Annotated in this window: 14 protein-coding genes; 7 read left to right on the top strand and 7 right to left on the bottom strand. The window is 62.6% G+C overall.

Annotated features, from left to right (window positions below; genetic code table 11):
- The first annotated feature begins 70 nt into the window (after positions 1–70).
- On the top strand, positions 71–1,696 hold the full coding sequence (locus SLW75_RS02530) for a methyl-accepting chemotaxis protein (protein WP_410933447.1): 1,626 nt from the start codon (positions 71–73) through the stop codon (positions 1,694–1,696).
- A 142-nt stretch (positions 1,697–1,838) separates the two neighbouring features.
- Here SLW75_RS02530 and SLW75_RS02535 read toward each other — a convergent pair whose 3' ends face one another.
- From SLW75_RS02535 to SLW75_RS02565, 7 genes are all read right to left on the bottom strand, one after another.
- A complete protein-coding gene (locus tag SLW75_RS02535) occupies positions 1,839–2,819 on the bottom strand; it encodes a 2-hydroxyacid dehydrogenase (protein ID WP_410933448.1) in 981 nt (326 codons plus the stop codon).
- Positions 2,820–2,833: 14 nt separating this feature from the next.
- Positions 2,834–4,150, bottom strand: a complete 1,317-nt coding sequence (locus tag SLW75_RS02540; protein WP_065990347.1) for an MFS transporter — start codon at positions 4,148–4,150, stop codon at positions 2,834–2,836.
- 70 nt (positions 4,151–4,220) lie between these two features.
- Positions 4,221–5,186, bottom strand: a complete 966-nt coding sequence (locus tag SLW75_RS02545) for a sugar kinase (RefSeq protein WP_410933449.1) — start codon at positions 5,184–5,186, stop codon at positions 4,221–4,223.
- Positions 5,179–6,000, bottom strand: coding sequence for a sugar phosphate isomerase/epimerase family protein (locus tag SLW75_RS02550; protein ID WP_410933450.1), 822 nt, complete (start codon positions 5,998–6,000; stop codon positions 5,179–5,181). Before SLW75_RS02550 ends, SLW75_RS02545 begins: the two co-directional genes overlap by 8 nt.
- Positions 6,001–6,105: 105 nt before the next feature.
- Positions 6,106–7,089 carry a LacI family DNA-binding transcriptional regulator gene (locus tag SLW75_RS02555; RefSeq protein ID WP_410933792.1) on the bottom strand — a complete coding sequence of 328 codons (984 nt, stop codon included), beginning with the start codon at positions 7,087–7,089 and terminating at the stop codon, positions 6,106–6,108.
- Between the two features lie 979 nt (positions 7,090–8,068).
- On the bottom strand, positions 8,069–8,947 hold the full coding sequence (locus SLW75_RS02560) for an ABC transporter permease (protein ID WP_410933451.1): 879 nt from the start codon (positions 8,945–8,947) through the stop codon (positions 8,069–8,071).
- A complete protein-coding gene (locus SLW75_RS02565; protein ID WP_410933452.1) occupies positions 8,944–9,930 on the bottom strand; it encodes an aliphatic sulfonate ABC transporter substrate-binding protein in 987 nt (328 codons plus the stop codon). Before SLW75_RS02565 ends, SLW75_RS02560 begins: the two co-directional genes overlap by 4 nt.
- Before the next feature lie 516 nt (positions 9,931–10,446).
- Between SLW75_RS02565 and SLW75_RS02570 the strand changes: the two genes are divergently transcribed.
- The 6 genes from SLW75_RS02570 (at position 10,447) to imuA (ending at position 15,253) form a co-directional block, all read left to right on the top strand.
- Positions 10,447–11,091: a hypothetical protein gene (locus tag SLW75_RS02570; RefSeq protein WP_410933793.1), complete on the top strand. Its 645-nt coding sequence runs from the start codon at positions 10,447–10,449 to the stop codon at positions 11,089–11,091.
- A 250-nt stretch (positions 11,092–11,341) separates the two neighbouring features.
- Positions 11,342–12,262: a DNA-3-methyladenine glycosylase family protein gene (locus SLW75_RS02575; protein WP_410933453.1), complete on the top strand. Its 921-nt coding sequence runs from the start codon at positions 11,342–11,344 to the stop codon at positions 12,260–12,262.
- Between the two features lie 216 nt (positions 12,263–12,478).
- The gene (locus tag SLW75_RS02580) at positions 12,479–13,018 is read left to right on the top strand and encodes a methylated-DNA--[protein]-cysteine S-methyltransferase (RefSeq protein ID WP_410933454.1); all 540 of its coding nucleotides are present in this window, start codon (positions 12,479–12,481) and stop codon (positions 13,016–13,018) included.
- Between the two features lie 76 nt (positions 13,019–13,094).
- Positions 13,095–13,898 carry an isocitrate lyase/phosphoenolpyruvate mutase family protein gene (locus SLW75_RS02585; protein WP_065990862.1) on the top strand — a complete coding sequence of 268 codons (804 nt, stop codon included), beginning with the start codon at positions 13,095–13,097 and terminating at the stop codon, positions 13,896–13,898.
- A 120-nt stretch (positions 13,899–14,018) separates the two neighbouring features.
- Positions 14,019–14,636, top strand: coding sequence for a transcriptional repressor LexA (gene lexA / locus SLW75_RS02590; RefSeq protein ID WP_192136031.1), 618 nt, complete (start codon positions 14,019–14,021; stop codon positions 14,634–14,636).
- Complete coding sequence (gene imuA / locus SLW75_RS02595) at positions 14,636–15,253, top strand: translesion DNA synthesis-associated protein ImuA (protein ID WP_410933794.1); 618 nt, start codon at positions 14,636–14,638, stop codon at positions 15,251–15,253. Before lexA ends, imuA begins: the two co-directional genes overlap by 1 nt.

A 15,253-nucleotide genomic window follows, 5' to 3' on the forward strand; every position in this document is an offset into this window, starting at 1 on the left:
GGGCTGCCGATAACAGGACGAGTGACAATAAAAGACGCCATGCAGTATCAGCCTTCCAGAGAGATCATCCATGTCGATAAGAAACATGAACATTGCGCCTCGCGCATTCCTGGGATTCGCTTTCATTGCCGCGCTGGTCATTGGCTTGAGCGTTTTCTCGGTCCACCGGATGGCGCAGATTCGCCAGGCCACCATTGACATGGAGTCCAACCAACTGCCGAGTATCGGCCATTTAACCGGGATGCTGGAGAACAGCCTGCGCTTGCGCATCACCTCGTTTCGCACGCTGGTCAACCGGGAACCGGCGTCGCTGCGTGAAACCGATGCACGGATCGCTGAACTGATCGGTAAGTTGCAGGCTGCCAAAAAAGCCTACGCCGCACTGCCGGCCGAGGCGGATGAGCTGGCGCTTTACAACCAGTTTGAAGCCACGCTGGCGACGTTCCTTGGCATTCAGGCCAACGTGCTGGATTTGTCCCATCAAGACAAGGTTGATGACATGCGCGCGTTGATCAACACCCGCATGAAGGAAGCCACTGATCTCATGGGTGCGCAGATCAATCAGTTGATCGCCATCAACACGAAGAGCGCCACGGAAGCGGGAGAGATTTCCAGACAGGAATATGAAAGCGCCAACCTGAGCATGATTGCGGTGTCAGCGGTCGCCGTCCTGCTCACCATCCTGTTGGCGTGGGTGCTCACCCGAAGTATCGTCAACCCGATGAGCCGAGCGGTTCGTGCCGCAGAAGAAATTTCATCGGGCGATCTGACCCGGTCCATCGAAGTCGACGGCAAGGACGAAGCGACCCTGCTGTTGCGCGCCCTGGCAACAATGCAGCGCAATCTGCGCCAGACCATCGAGCTGATTTCCGGCTCGTCCACGCAACTGGCCTCGGCGGCCGAGGAACTGAGCGCGGTGACAGAAGAGTCCTCGCGCGGTTTGCAACAGCAGAACAACGAGATCGAGCAGGCGGCAACGGCGGTCAACGAGATGACGGCCGCCGTCGAGGAGGTCGCGCGCAACGCGGTGTCGACGTCCGAAGCGTCACAGCAGTCCAACCAGACCGCGCGTCAAGGGCGTGAACGGGTCATCGAGACGGTTAGGTCGATTCAGGACATGGCCCAGCAGATACAGGCCACCTCCGGGCTGGTCGAGGGGCTTGCTGCCCAGGGGCGTGACATCGGTAAGGTGCTGGACGTGATTCGCTCGATTGCCGAGCAGACCAACCTGCTGGCCCTCAACGCGGCCATCGAGGCCGCGCGTGCGGGGGAGGCGGGTCGCGGGTTTGCCGTGGTCGCCGACGAAGTCCGCGCGCTGGCCCACCGCACCGCGCAATCGACCACGGAAATCGAACAGATGGTCGCCGGCATTCAGACCCGCACCGGCGACGCCGTGCAATCCATGTCGCGCAACACCGAGAGCACCCGCACCACGCTCAGCCTGGCCAGTTCGGCGGGTGATGCACTGGAGCTGATCACCGAAGCCATTGCGCAGATCAACGAACGCAACCTGGTGATCGCCAGCGCATCGGAAGAACAGGCGCAGGTGTCGAGGGAAGTCGACCGCAATCTGGTCAACATCCGCGACCTCGCAGCGCAGACGGCGGCCGGCGCGAACCAGACCAGCGCGGCCAGCCAGGAACTGTCACGACTGGCGGTGGACCTGAAAGCAATGGTGGCGAAGTTTGTGGTCTAAGCGGCTGATTTGGTGAAGGTCACAGGTCTCAAGGACCGGCGGAATCGTGTGGGAGCGAGCTTGCTCGCGAATAGGGTCGCAACGCCGCGTTTCTGCGCACGGGCTAAGTTCGCGAGCATTACCTGATCCCACCGGGTAGATGTCAGCCATGCCACGCAGCAGGATTGACCAGATCCTTCGGTCGCTCGCCTGCCAGGGCCGCCAGCAGGTTGTCCACGGCACAGCGGGCCATGGCCTCGCGGGTCTCGTGGGTCGCCGAGCCCATGTGGGGGGTTGCCACCACGTTGTCCATCCTCAGTAGCGGCGAGTCCGGGCTCACGGGCTCCTGTTCAAAGACGTCCAGACCTGCCGCGCGGATCTGGCCGTTCTGCAGCGCGGCAATCATCGCCTGCTCGTCCACCACTTTGCCCCGGGCGATGTTGATGAAGATCGTCTCCGGGCGCATCTGCGCAAATTGTTCCGTGCCAATCAGTCCCTCGGTTTCAGCGGTCAGCGGCACGGTCAGGCAGACAAAATCAGCTTCGCGCAACAGGTCCTCCAGGCTGCGATAGCGGGCCTCAAAGCGCGCTTCCACCGCCGGCTTCGGTGAGTGACTGTGATAGATCACCGGCATCCCGAAACCGAAATGGCCCCGTTGCGCGACCGCTTCGCCAATCCGGCCCATACCGATGATCCCCAACGTCTTGCCATGCACATCTGAGCCGAAATGCTTCGGTCCGACGTTCTGTTTCCACTGGCCGTCGCGAACCATATTGGCCAGCTCCACCACCCGACGGGCCGTGGCCATGATCAGCGCGAAACCGGTGTCAGCGGTGGTTTCAGTCAGCACGTCCGGGGTGTTGGTGAGCAGAATGCCGCGCCGGGTCAGGTACTCGATGTCGTAGTTGTCGACGCCCACCGAGACGCTGGACACCGCCTTGAGCTTCGGCGCCAGGTCCAGCAGCTCGGCATCCAGCTTCACGCTCGCGCCGAGCAGGGCATCGGCGCGGGGCAGGGCGTCGCGCAGGCGGGCCAGGCCGTCGCTGGATTTCGGATCGTCGATCAGCGTGACCTCGGCCTGGGCTTGCAGGCGCTCCATCAAAGGCGCCGAGAGTTTTTTGTACAGCACAACATGGTGAGTCATCGAAGGGCTCCGGATCAGGAATGGGCAGGCGCAGGACCGACGCCAGGCTTGTCGCTCAGCGGCCGGGGCTTGCTGTCCGGCTTGAGCAGCAGCGTCAGCACCACCGACACCAGCAGCGCGCCGCTCATGAACAGGTACGACGCGCTCAAGGTGCCGGTGACGCCGTTGAGGTAGCCGACGAGGTAGGAACCGGCGAAGGAACCCAGCGCGCCGAGGCTGTTGATCAAGGCCATGGCGCCGCCCGCGACGTTGGCCGGGAGGATTTCCGGGACGATGGCGAAGAACGGACCGTAGGGCGCGTACATGCAGGCACCGGCAATGACCAGCAGCGAGTACGACCACCAGAAATGCTCGGTGCCCAGCGCATACGAGCCGTAGAACGCAACGGCGGCCAGCAGCAGCGGCGGCCAGACAAACGCTTTGCGCTTCTGGGTTTTATCGGACGCCCACGACACCAGCACCATGCCGATCACCGCCGCCAGATACGGCAAGGCAGAAAGCCAGCCGGCTTCGACCATGTCCATCTGCATGCCTTTCTTGATGATCGTCGGCAGCCACAGCACAAAGCCGTAAACGCCGATGCTCCAGCAGAAATACTGCGCGGCCAGCAGCAGCACGCGTGGCGAGCGGAAGGCTTCGGCGTAGTTCTTCACCGGCTTGATGCCGACCTGTTCGGCGTCGAGGCGCGCTTGCAGTTCGGTCTTTTCTTCAGCGGTCAGCCACTTGGCCTGGGCCGGACGCTCGTCCACCAGACGCCACCAGATAAACGCCCAGATCACCGCCGGCAGGCCTTCAACGATGAACATCCAGCGCCAGCTGAAGTGCGCCACCAGATAGCCGGACACCACCGACATCCACAGCATCGTCACCGGGTTGCCGAGAATCAGCACGGTATTGGCCCGCGAGCGTTCGGCCTTGGTGAACCAGTAGCAGAGGTACACCAGCATCGCCGGCATGACGGCCGCTTCGACCACACCGAGCATGAAGCGGATGCCGATCAGCATGTAGGCGTTGGAGACGATGCCGGTCAGGGTGGCCAGGCCGCCCCACAGAATCAGGCTGACGAAGATGAGTTTCTTGACGCTTTTCTTCTGCGCATAGATGGCGCCGGGCACCTGGAAGAAGAAGTAACCGAGGAAAAACAACGCACCCAGCAGGGACGACATGCCCGGGGTGATATTCAGGTCTTCGGCCATCCCCGAAGCAGCGGCGAAGCCATAGTTGGCGCGGTCCAGGTACGCCAGGCTGTAGGTGATGAAGACGATGGGCATGATCAATAGCCAGCGACGTTTGAGGCCGGCGTGTTTCACGGATTCGAGCAGCTTGTCCATTTCAGGCTCCCTGAGCATGTTGTTTTTGTCGCAGCAGGTGATGGAGATTCGGTATGTGTAAACGCGAGGTTCAGGCGCTCTGTCGTCGCGCGCCTGCCGAGACGTTGGCGGCATCGAGGGCGGCGCGGGTGGGCAGGCCTTCCATGTCGCCACGGCTTTGCACGGCCTGGCTGCCGACCCAGTTGCCCCGGGCAGTGGCTTGTTCGAAGCCGAGGTTTTCGAGCAGCGCGCTGATCACGCCGACGGCAAAACCGTCGCCTGCGCCCACGGTGTCGACCACCTTTGGCACCGTTACTCCGGGCAGGAACGCCTCATTGAGTTGGGTGCGGTAATACGCACCCTTGGCGCCGAGTTTGATGATCACCGCCTCGACGCCCATGTCCAGGTAGAAACGGGCGATGTCCGCCGGGGTGTCGAAACCGGTGAGCAATTCACCCTCGGCCAGCCCCGGCATGACCCAGTGGGCGTGGCTGGCAAGGTGGTTGACTTCGCGGATCATCGTCGCCTGGCTCGACCACAGCGAAGGCCGCAGATTGGGGTCGAACGACACGCTGCGGCCGGCCTCGCGCATTTGCGTCATCAGCACGTGGGAAAGCTCCCGACAGGTGTCGGACAGCGCCGCCGGGATGCCCGTGGCGTGCAGATGCCGGGCCTTGAGCAGCTCGGGGACGATGTCGTTGACTGACAGATGGCTGGCCGCCGAGCCGCGGCGGAAGTACTCGACCACAGGGTCCGCGCCTTCCAGCTCCAGGGATTTGAACTGAAAGCCGGTGGGGTGCGCGGCGTCCACGGTGACGTGGCCGCAATCGACGCCTTCCTGTTGCAGGCTGTCGGTGACGAAGCGGCCCATGGAATCGTTGCCGACCCGGCTTAGCCACGCCACTTTGAAGCCCAGTCGAGACAGCCCGATCGCCACATTGCTGTCGGCGCCGGCGATGCGTTTCTCGAAGTGGCGAACCTGCGCCAGGTCACCGGTTTGCGCGGCCACCAGCATGGTCATGGTCTCACCGAACGAGAGAATATCGATCTCAGACATGACTCAGCGCCTCCGTTTCCTTCGCGTTGGAGTGAGTGGGCTGCGACTGGCCAAGGCGGGCGAGCAGGGCAACCTGATCGCGGGTCACTTGCAGCAGGTCATCGCCTTGCAGCGGGTATTCGACGGCGCGGGGCAGGTTTACCGGCATGTACTGGATGAGCTGTTCCCACGCTTGCAGATCGGCCGGCGCTGGCGGTACGGCGATGAGCTTGTCTGCCCCGTTCCGGGTGATTGCCTTGCAGTGCAGGTACTCGACGTAACGCCCCAGCTGCTGTGCGGCGTCGCGGGCGGACTGTTCCTGCCAGCGCCAGTTGCCGATGTCGAAGGTCATGCCGATGGGCATTTGCAGCGCGGTGATCTGCGCGAAGAACCGAACGAAGGGCTCGATGCGGCCGCCTTGCTCGGTCTGATCGTTTTCCACCAGCAAGTGAACGTCAAAGGGTGCAAGACGATAGGCCAGCGCCGCCACGTCGCAGTGCTCGCCAAAATGCCCCAGCGATACTTTGAGCCAGAACGCACCGCACGCCGTGGCGCGTTCGAGGGTCGGGATGAGTCCGGGGTTCGGCTGACTGTCGCCTTCGAGCCACAACTCAAGGGGAGCGGAGTACAGGCATTCCAGGCCTTGAGTCTGGATGGCGCGGGCGAGGGCAGGGAGGTCTTGGTCGTCGACGCTGGGGCTGAACAGCTCTTCCCGCAGCTCGATGCGCGTGACGCCAGCGTTGACCAGCAACGGGATGAAACTGGCCTGGCCTTGGCCGCGTACATGATCGGCACCGAAGGCGCCGAGGCTGATGGCAACGGATGGTAGGGTCATTATTATTGTCCTCTGAAACCGGTTACATTTTTGTTCGAACGAGCGAACCGAGTAAAAGTTCGCGTCGGCGTGCAGGGGTTGACCTGCGGTATCTGTTTGGGTCGGTCAGGTCTGTCGTCGGGTCGAGCCGCGGGCGACCAACTGTGCAGGGAAGTCGTACAGCCGCACCGGCTCCTGGTCGCCACGCAGTCGGTTCAGCAGGCACTCGAAGGCGGTGATGCCCATTTCGTGGGTGGGCTGCGCCAGGGAGGTGATGCCGCTGCCGACGAGTGGGTACCAGTCCAGCTCGTCGAGGGCGATCAGGCCGATGTCGTTGAACAGGTGGCAGCCCAGCTCATGCAGTTGACGGGTGGTGATCAGGGTGGCGACGCCGTTGGCAGTGAACAGGGCCTTTGGGCCGGGGCCTTGCTGCGCGAGGAAGTCGCGCAATCGGTCGCGCAGTGGTTCGCCGGTTTCGCAGACCTGGCCACGCATGCCGGCGCGCTGAGTGATTTGGTGTTTGAAGGCGTCGACCCGCTCGATCCGCGAACTGGTGCCGTCCTGGGGTTCGGTGACCATGAGTACGTCGCGGTATCCGGCTTCATGCAGATGATCCAGCGCTTGCCGGACTGCCGCGACGTTGTCGAGGCCGACGAGATCGCTGTGCAGTTCATCGACTTTGCGGTCCACCAGCACCATCGGCAGTTCGCGGTGCAGTTCGCGCAGTTCGTCGAGGTGATGGCCGAGGGTGTTCACGATCAGGCCTTCGATGTTGTAGGAGCGCAGTGCCGCGAGGTGCAGGCGTTCCTGTTCGTCGTCGCGGTCGGTGTTGCAGACGACGAGGCTGTAGCCGTGCTTGCGGCAGGCGGTTTCGACGCCGTGCATGACGGCGATGGAGTAGGGGTTGCGGATGTCGGCGACGAGCATGCCGATCAGGCGGGTGCGGCCGCGTTTGAGGCCGCGGGCCATTTGGTTGGGGCGATAGCCGAGGGTGTCGATGGCCTGTTCGATGCGTTTGGCGATGGCGTCGGACAGCAGTTGGCGGTCATCGCCGATGAAGCGCGAGACGCTGGCCTTGGAGACGCCGGCGAGGTCGGCGACGTCGTTCATGGTGACGCGGGTGCGCGTCGGGGTGGAGATGCTGTTCACGGCCTGGACCTTATTGGATTTATCAGCAGGCTTATGGGGAGAGCTCTTTGGCTCTGAAACCGGTTTCAGGAGACACCAGATTCGGGGTTGGCGTCAATACGCTGTTAAAGGCATCTGCCTAACGGCAGATATTTCGCCTTTGGTGGTTTTTAGATCTAGAGCGTCTGCCTGGGGGCAGACTTTTCGCCTTCGGCGAGTTACTTGGAAAAGCACCCCAAGTAACCAAGGGTGCTTGCTCTCGGTTTGGCCCTTCGTTCCTCAGGGTTCCTTCACTCCGGTCTCGCTCCGTGGGCCCGCGCCGAACGGACATCCATGTCCTGACGGCGCTCTCGCCGCATCCATGCGGCTCGGCCCACTCCACGAGACCTCCGTTCAGCCTGCACCCAAGTCGCGATTCGCGGTGTCTGGGCATTTTGTGTACGAAGATCAAAAGCACATCAAAAGCAGATCAAGGGCTTCCCGGCTGAAGCCGGTCCTACCGTTGGAGGCGATTCCACAGGTTGTATGCGGTGCCTTTAGTGGGACCGGCTTTAGCCGGGAATGGACGCAGAGCGTCCTGGGATGCATACCCACGCGGAGCGTGGGCACGTTCATTGCGCGAGAGTATGCGGTCCAAACGTAGGACCGGCTTCAGCCGGGAAGCTGTTGATCTTGATCTTCAACCGAGATAGTTCAGGCACCGCATAACGCGACTTTGGTGCAGGCTGAACGGAGGTCTCGTGGAGTGGGCCGAGCCGCATGGATGCGGCGAGAGCTGCCCCCCGCCATGGATGGCGGATGGCAGCGGGCCCACGGAGCGAGACCGGAGTGAAGGAACCCTGAGGAACGAAGGGCCCAACCGAGAGCAAGCACCCTTGGTTACTTGGGGTGCTTTTCCAAGTAACTCGCCGAAGGCGAAACCGAGGCCGTTAGGCCGACGCTTTAGATTTTGATCTTGATCTCAACCTGTAAAAGCATCCCGCCAGGCCAGGAACCGCCGTTCCAGCATCGCCAACACCCCATCGGTCAGCTTGCCCAACACCGCCAACACAATGATCGCCGCCAGCACAATATCGGGCCGTGACGTCTCGCGCCCGTCACTCAGCAAATAACCCAACCCTTTCGTCGCGGCGATCAATTCCGCCGCCACCAGAAACATCCACGCCAGACTCAACCCCGAACGCAAACCGGTGAACAAACCGGGCAGCGCGGCGGGCAAAAACACATGCACGATCATCTGCCGCCGACTGAAGCGATACAACGTCCCCACCTCCACCAGCTTGCGATCGATATTGCGAATGGCCGCAACGCCGTTCAGGTACACCGGGAAAAACGCCCCAATGGCAATCAACACAATCTTGGAGGTCTCGCCGATCCCCAGCCACAACAGCAACAGTGGCACCCAGGCCAGGCTCGGGATGGAGCGCAGGCCGGCGAACGTCGGCTCCAGATACGCTTCCGCCTCGCGGCTGAGTCCGACCCACGCCGCAAACACCAGCCCCAGCCCCGCGCCGATCGCGAACCCCGACAGCACCCGCGTCAGGCTGGCGCCGATGTGTTTCCACAGCGCGCCGTCGGCCAGATCAGTCAGGGTCGTTGCAATCTCGCTGGGGGCCGGCATCTGGTAGGACTGCACCCAGCCCACCCGTACGGCGACTTCCAGCAAGAGCAAAATAGCCACCGGCACGGCAAGGCCCTTCAAGCGGGTCCGCCAATTCCCATGGGCTTGCCGCACAACCGGTGGCGCGTCAGATGCCTCGTCCTTCAACGCCTGAGCCCTGGGGCTGGCGCTGTTTCCGATACTGCTGCCACTGGCTTGGCTGCCCCGCGTGTTGCTCATGGCTGGACGTCGATCGCGTTGCCGAAACTAGGGTCGATCAATTGGTCGATGACCTGGTCGACGTTCGTGCCTTTGCGCACCAGCCCTTCGGAAACCAGAATCGGCGCGGCGGCCTTCGAGGCGGTGACGTCCTTGTCGGTCAGCAGGGGGCTGCCGAGGTCAGTGCGGGTCAATTGCAGTTTGGCGACATCCAGCGGCAGGCCTGACTCGGTGGCGAGCAATTGCGCCAGCTCGTCCGGATGTTTCAGCGACCACTCCCGGGCTTTTTCGTACGCGCCAAGGACGGTTTTGATCGCTTCCGGGTGCTCCTTCGCATAGCGCTCGGTCACGCTGACGACGCCAAAGCTGTTGAAGTCCTTGTTGCGGTACAGCAAGCGCGAGCCGGACTGAATTTCGCTTGCCGCCATGTGCGGATCGAGCCCCGCCCAGGCATCGACGTCGCCTTTCTCCAGCGCAATGCGGCCATCCGGGTGCTGCAGATGCAAGAGTTCGACGTCGTCCTTGGTCAGCTTCGCCTGCTGCAAGGCGCGCAGGGTGAACAGGTAAGGGTCGGTGCCTTTGGTGGCGGCGATTTTCTTGCCCTTGAGATCGGCAACGCTCTGCAGCGTCGAGTCCTTGCGCACCACCAGGGCGGTCCATTCGGCGCGGCTGTAGACATAAACCGATTTGATCGGGCTGCCATTGGCCCGCGCCAGTACCGCTGAAAGACTGGCGGAGGAAGCGAAGTCGACGCCACCGCTGTTGAGGTACTCCAGCGAGCGGTTGCTGCCCTGGCTGAACACCCAGCTGACGTTGCTCTGTGGCAGCGCCTTTTCCAGCCAGCCAAAATGCTTGAGCACCAGACTGACCGGCGAGTAGTAGGCGTAATCGAGATGCACCTCGGCAGGTGGCGCCTCGGCAGCCTGGGCGTGCGGCAGTAGCGTCAGGGCAAGAGCAACGGCGAGCAGTTTGAAGGAAGTGGGCAGACGGGAAAATGCGGTCATGGGTAAGTGTCCAATCAAGGGGCGGAAGCTGCGCACGGCTGCTTATGACGAAATCAGCAGTCGGAGCGAATCGGTCTGCTTGATTGGAATATTGCAGGCTTTGTGCCATTGGCCAGAGGCCGCCGTTTTGCCGTATTTGCGGGGCAGAACAGAGGCAGCGTGGTTTCTGAAACAACAGTCTGTTGATTGACTGTTGCTGGGCGAACAAAGGTAATTGGCACCTCCGCAGAGGTCGCTGTACTGCTCAGCGCGGTGGTCCGCAGCGGCTACACACCGTTGACTCAAAACAACGCCATTTGACCGTTCGGCGATTAATTCGGGAAATCAGGTGGTTGCGTGCAACCTCTTGAGCATTTACTCATCTGATGGGCATTCGTTATACGGAAACATTCGCTCGCCATACTGCGCCGAGCCACACGCTGACAAGGACGTTGCATCGGGCGTCACGCCCATCACGAACCATCAGAATTCCATGCCGATATGAGCCTTTCAACGCCTCCTCTGTTGTCCCGCGCAATGCAGCGCATGACCTATTTTCTGTTGCCGACCCTGCTGATCGCGTCCGCCATTTTCTGGTTCGCCGCCGGTAAAGGCGTGCACGCCGAGTCCAAGAACGGCACTCAGACGCTGGTGTTTCTACGCCACGCCGAGAAGCCCGAAACCGGCCTGGGTCAGCTCAATTGTCAGGGTCTTAATCGCGCTATCGACCTGTCCACAGTGCTGCCGAACACCTTCGGCAAGGCCGACTTCATCTTCGCGGCGAACCCCAGCCGCCATGTAGAAGAGGGCGAACATGATCATTCCTACAGTTACCTTCGCCCGCTCATGACCGTTGGCCCCAGCGCGATCAAGCTGGGCCTGCCGGTGAACATCGACTTCGCTGCCAACGACACCGGTGATCTGGCCGATGAGTTGATGCGCGACAAATACCACGACGCCACTATCTACACGGCTTGGTCCCACGGTTACCTGCCGGAGCTGATCAACAAAGTCGCCGAGGAGGCGTCGGGCGAGAAACTCAGACTGGTCGACGACTGGGTGGCCGAGGACTTCGATTCCGTGCTGGTGCTGACGCTCAAGTGGAACGACGGCAAAGCCACGCTGCAGTACGAAAACTACAAGCAGAACCTCAACGGCGGCGCAGTGGGCTGCCCGAGCTGACGGGAATGCATGGGATCCCCTCGTAGGACGCGATCCCTTGTAGGACCGGCTTCAGCCGGGAAGAGGCCGGTGTATCCACTCTCAATTCTGCGGTGTGACACCTGACATGTTACCGGCTGAAGCCGGTCCTACAGTCGGGGCGCGATCCGGTCCTGGGGTCGACACCGCCTGATGTGTTCGAGCCCAAAAAATTTGTACGCCTTCATCGATTAGGCTAGCGTCAGCCGACCTGACTGCCGGCGATTCCCCCATGCTTCGACCTCTCCAGCCCCACGCCTCGCGCCTGATCCCCTTCAACCCGCCGTTCGACTGGCAGCGCATGCTCGATTTCTTTGCGGCGCGGATGACGGCGGGCGTGGAGGCGGTGGTCGATGGGGTGTACATGCGCACTATCGACTTCAAGGGCAGCCAAGGTGCCTTGTCGGTCGCACTGGCGCCGGACGGGCAGCAATTGCTGGCGACCGTCCATGGCGAGGTCAGCCAGCACATTGATGAGCTGATCGTGCCGGTATCGCACATGTTCGATCTGTACGCCGAACCGCCCATCATCGACAAGGCCCTCTCGCAAGACCCGTGGCTGGCCTCGCTGGTGCAGCGTCGCCCGGGGCTGCGCGTGCCGGGGGCGTTTTCCGGGTTCGAGCTGGCGGTGCGCACGATTGTCGGGCAGCAGGTCAGCGTCAAGGGTGCGACGACGATTGTCGGTCGCCTCGTGCAGCGCGCCGGGGTTCAGGTCCACGATGGGCAGCATGAACAATTGGCCTGGCGCTTCCCGACGCCTGAGGCCCTGGCGCAGGCCAACCTGGACAAGATCGGCATGCCCGGCAAGCGCGTCGAGACCCTGCAGCGTCTCGCGGCGGCGGTGGCCAGTGGCGAGCTGTGCCTTGACGTTCGTCATGGCGGCATTGGCGATTTACGGCGACAGTTGCTGGCCATGCCCGGCATCGGCCCCTGGACCGTGGAATACATCGCCATGCGCGCCTGGCGTGACCCGGACGCCTGGCCTGCCGCCGATCTGGTGCTGATGAATCTGATTACCCTGCAGGAGCCGACCCTGCTGCGCCTGCCGCAGCACAAGGCGCGGGCCGAAGCCTGGAAACCCTGGCGCGCCTACGCCGCGATTCACATCTGGAATTCCGCGGCGGACGCGGCGGGCAAGCAGAAGGGCGGCTGACCTGTGAGTTCGAGCGCAAGAAGCGGGTGGTTCGAACCGGGCGCGCGAGTAGTATGTCGGCATTCGACCCGGCGCCCGGACGGTCTGGGTCATGCCGCATGATCACGGATCATGTCGGGTCATTGCGGATGACCAAGGCGCACCACGATCCAGTGCGAAATCCGCAACACGCGCAATACCGCAAGCCAGGCCACAAGTCAGAGCAGGAGCCAGACGATGATTTTCACCTACCGCTTCATCGATTCCCCGGTCGGTCAGTTGAAGTTGATCGCCAAGGGCCCGCGTCTGGCCGCCGTGCTCTGGGAAAACGACCGCCCCAACCGCGTGCTGCTCGGGCCGATGAGCGAAGATGCCGGCAGCGATATCCTTGACCGGACCGAGCGCCAGCTCGGCGAATACTTTGCCGGTCGCCGACAGCGCTTCGACCTTGAGCTCGAATTCCATGGCACCGCATTTCAGCAGAAAGTCTGGCAGGCCTTGTTGAATATTCCTTTCGGCGAAACCCGCAGTTATCTCGACATTGCCCTGCAGATCGGCAACCCCGCCGCCGTGCGCGCCGTCGGTGCCGCCAATGGCAAGAACCCGATTTCCATCATCGCCCCGTGCCACCGGGTGATCGGCAGCTCCGGCGCGCTCACCGGTTTTGCCGGTGGCCTCGACGCCAAGCACCTGCTACTGACGCTTGAGGGGTATCAGCCCGCGTCGCGTGGCAAGGGCATTACGGCGGCGGCTTTGACCCAGGCGTCACTGTTCTAGACTGGCCCCCACACATACACACACGCACACCCTGTCAGTAAAAACCCGCACAGAAACCGAATCAATGGAGATGATCATGCCCGGTTCCGCTCAGACGTTTCGCTCACTGCACCACCAGTCCACCGTTTTGCGCCTGCCCAATGCCTGGGATGCGGGCAGCGCTCGGCTGTTCGAAAGCCTCGGCGCCACCGCCATCGCGACCACCAGCGCCGGGGTCGCCTGGGCCCAGGGCTATGCCGATGGCCGTGTGTTTCCGGTGGACATCGCGGTAACCGTCGCGGCCAGCATCGCGCGGCTGATCAACGTGCCGCTGTCGGTGGACATGGAAAACGGCTACTCGGACGACCCGCAAACCGTGGCGGAAAACGTCAAGCGGGTGCTGGACGTCGGCGCGATCGGCATCAATATCGAGGACGCTTCCGACGCGCCGGCGCTGCTGGCCCGCAAGATCGAGGCGATCAAAAGCATGGCGGCCCGCAACGGGCTGGACGTCTTTATCAACGCCCGCACCGACGTTTACCTGGCGAGTCTGGTCGCTGAAGAGTTGCGTCTGGAGGAAACACTGAAGCGCGGCCAGCTTTACAGGGAAGCGGGTGCAGACGGCCTGTTCGTGGCGGCATTGGTGGATGTCGAGCACATCAAGACCGTCGTTGCAGGCATCGACCTGCCCATCAATCTGTTGGCGCGACAGGGGCTGCCCGCCGCCGACGCGCTGGCGCAGCTGGGCGTGCGCCGTTTGAGCGCCGGGTCCACCATCACGCAGACCTTATGGGGACAGGCCGAGCAACTGGCGCGGGGCTTTCTGCAGGAAGGGCGATCGGAAGCGGTCACCGAAGGCAGCCTGACCTACCCGCAGATCCAGGCGTTGTTTGAGCGCTAGATAGCACCCATCGCAATAAATGAAACAAGGGTGGCGATTTTCTGGATTCGCCGCTCTGTTACAAAAATTGCCAAGGGATCGACAGGAGGCGCTGGTCAGGATTAGTCGAAAAGAGTACAAATGTGCTCCATGACGACCCTATCCCCCAAACGCGCTGCCATCCTCACGTTCATACGAGATCGCATCGCCCAGAATGGCCAGCCTCCCAGCCTGGCTGAAATTTCCGAAGCCTTCGGTTTTGCTTCCCGCAGTGTCGCGCGCAAGCACATCGTGGCCCTGACCGACGCCGGCTTGATCGAAGTCGTCGCCAATCAGGCCCGCGGCATCCGCCTGCTGGACACTGGGCCACGGCCGCAGATGCTCGACATTCCCGTACTCGGTCGGGTGGCCGCCGGCGCGCCCATCGGGCCCGACCTCGACAATCACGACACCTTCACGCTCGACAGCCGCACCTTCATGCGCGTCCCGGATTACCTGTTGCGGGTGAGCGGGGACTCAATGATCGACGACGGCATCTTCGACGGTGATCTGGTGGGCATCCTGCAAAGCGCCGAGGCCCGCGACGGTCAGATCATCGTCGCCCGGCTCGACGGCGAAGTGACCATCAAGCGCCTTGAGCGCGGCGATGATCAGCTTCGCTTGCTACCGCGTAACCCTGCGTATCAACCGATTATCGTGCGGCCCGACCAGGACTTCGCCATCGAAGGCGTGTTCTGTGGCCTGGTGCGCCGGGAATGATGGGCGCGGTGGTCAGCCTCGACGCGCTGCTGGACGAGCGACGCGTCTGGAAGGGGCGTCAGCAGGTTGCCTCGGTTGCCGTCCAGCCTACCGGCCATGCCGCCCTCGATGCGGCGTTGCCCATGGGAGGCTGGCCGCCTGCAGCAATGACTGAAGTGCTGGTGGCGGCCAACGGCAGTGGCGAGTTGCGTCTGATGTGGCCGACCCTGGCGCGACTGGCGGACAGCGGCGAGCGCATCGTGCTGGTTGCGCCTCCTTTTTTGCCCTATGCCCAGGCGTGGCAGATGGCGGGCATCGACCTGAGGCAGTTGTCGATTATTCACGCCAACGAGCGCGATGCCCTGTGGGCGGTGGAGCAATGCCTGCGTTCGGGCAGTTGCGGCGCAGTGCTGTGCTGGCCGACCAAGGTCGACGACCGTGCCTTGCGTCGGTTGCAGGTGGCCGCCGAAACCGGTGAAACCCTGGCCTTTGCCTGCCGTGGGCATGAGGCGGCAGCCAATCCGTCTCCGGCCGCGCTGCGCATTGCCATCGACGCGCGCCCCAGTCAGTTGCGGGTGCTCAAGTGTCGCGGCGGGCTGGCGCCTTCTTCCCCCGTTCCGTTCATCGCTGACGCTTGA

The sequence above is a fragment of the Pseudomonas sp. W5-01 genome (assembly GCF_046540435.1).
GTDB lineage: Bacteria > Pseudomonadota > Gammaproteobacteria > Pseudomonadales > Pseudomonadaceae > Aquipseudomonas > Aquipseudomonas graminis_B.

Excerpts from the sequence above, each read along its gene's own strand:
- SLW75_RS02530 (WP_410933447.1), top strand. The coding sequence starts at position 71 with ATGTCGATAAGAAACATGAACATTGCGCCTCGCGCATTCCTGGGATTC.
- SLW75_RS02535 (WP_410933448.1), bottom strand. The coding sequence starts at position 2,819 with ATGACTCACCATGTTGTGCTGTACAAAAAACTCTCGGCGCCTTTGATG.
- SLW75_RS02540 (WP_065990347.1), bottom strand. The coding sequence starts at position 4,150 with ATGGACAAGCTGCTCGAATCCGTGAAACACGCCGGCCTCAAACGTCGC.
- SLW75_RS02545 (WP_410933449.1), bottom strand. The coding sequence starts at position 5,186 with ATGTCTGAGATCGATATTCTCTCGTTCGGTGAGACCATGACCATGCTG.
- SLW75_RS02550 (WP_410933450.1), bottom strand. The coding sequence starts at position 6,000 with ATGACCCTACCATCCGTTGCCATCAGCCTCGGCGCCTTCGGTGCCGAT.
- SLW75_RS02555 (WP_410933792.1), bottom strand. The coding sequence starts at position 7,089 with ATGAACGACGTCGCCGACCTCGCCGGCGTCTCCAAGGCCAGCGTCTCG.
- SLW75_RS02560 (WP_410933451.1), bottom strand. The coding sequence starts at position 8,947 with ATGAGCAACACGCGGGGCAGCCAAGCCAGTGGCAGCAGTATCGGAAAC.
- SLW75_RS02565 (WP_410933452.1), bottom strand. The coding sequence starts at position 9,930 with ATGACCGCATTTTCCCGTCTGCCCACTTCCTTCAAACTGCTCGCCGTT.
- SLW75_RS02570 (WP_410933793.1), top strand. The coding sequence starts at position 10,447 with ATGCAGCGCATGACCTATTTTCTGTTGCCGACCCTGCTGATCGCGTCC.
- SLW75_RS02575 (WP_410933453.1), top strand. The coding sequence starts at position 11,342 with ATGCTTCGACCTCTCCAGCCCCACGCCTCGCGCCTGATCCCCTTCAAC.
- SLW75_RS02580 (WP_410933454.1), top strand. The coding sequence starts at position 12,479 with ATGATTTTCACCTACCGCTTCATCGATTCCCCGGTCGGTCAGTTGAAG.
- SLW75_RS02585 (WP_065990862.1), top strand. The coding sequence starts at position 13,095 with ATGCCCGGTTCCGCTCAGACGTTTCGCTCACTGCACCACCAGTCCACC.
- lexA (WP_192136031.1), top strand. The coding sequence starts at position 14,019 with ATGTGCTCCATGACGACCCTATCCCCCAAACGCGCTGCCATCCTCACG.
- imuA (WP_410933794.1), top strand. The coding sequence starts at position 14,636 with ATGGGCGCGGTGGTCAGCCTCGACGCGCTGCTGGACGAGCGACGCGTC.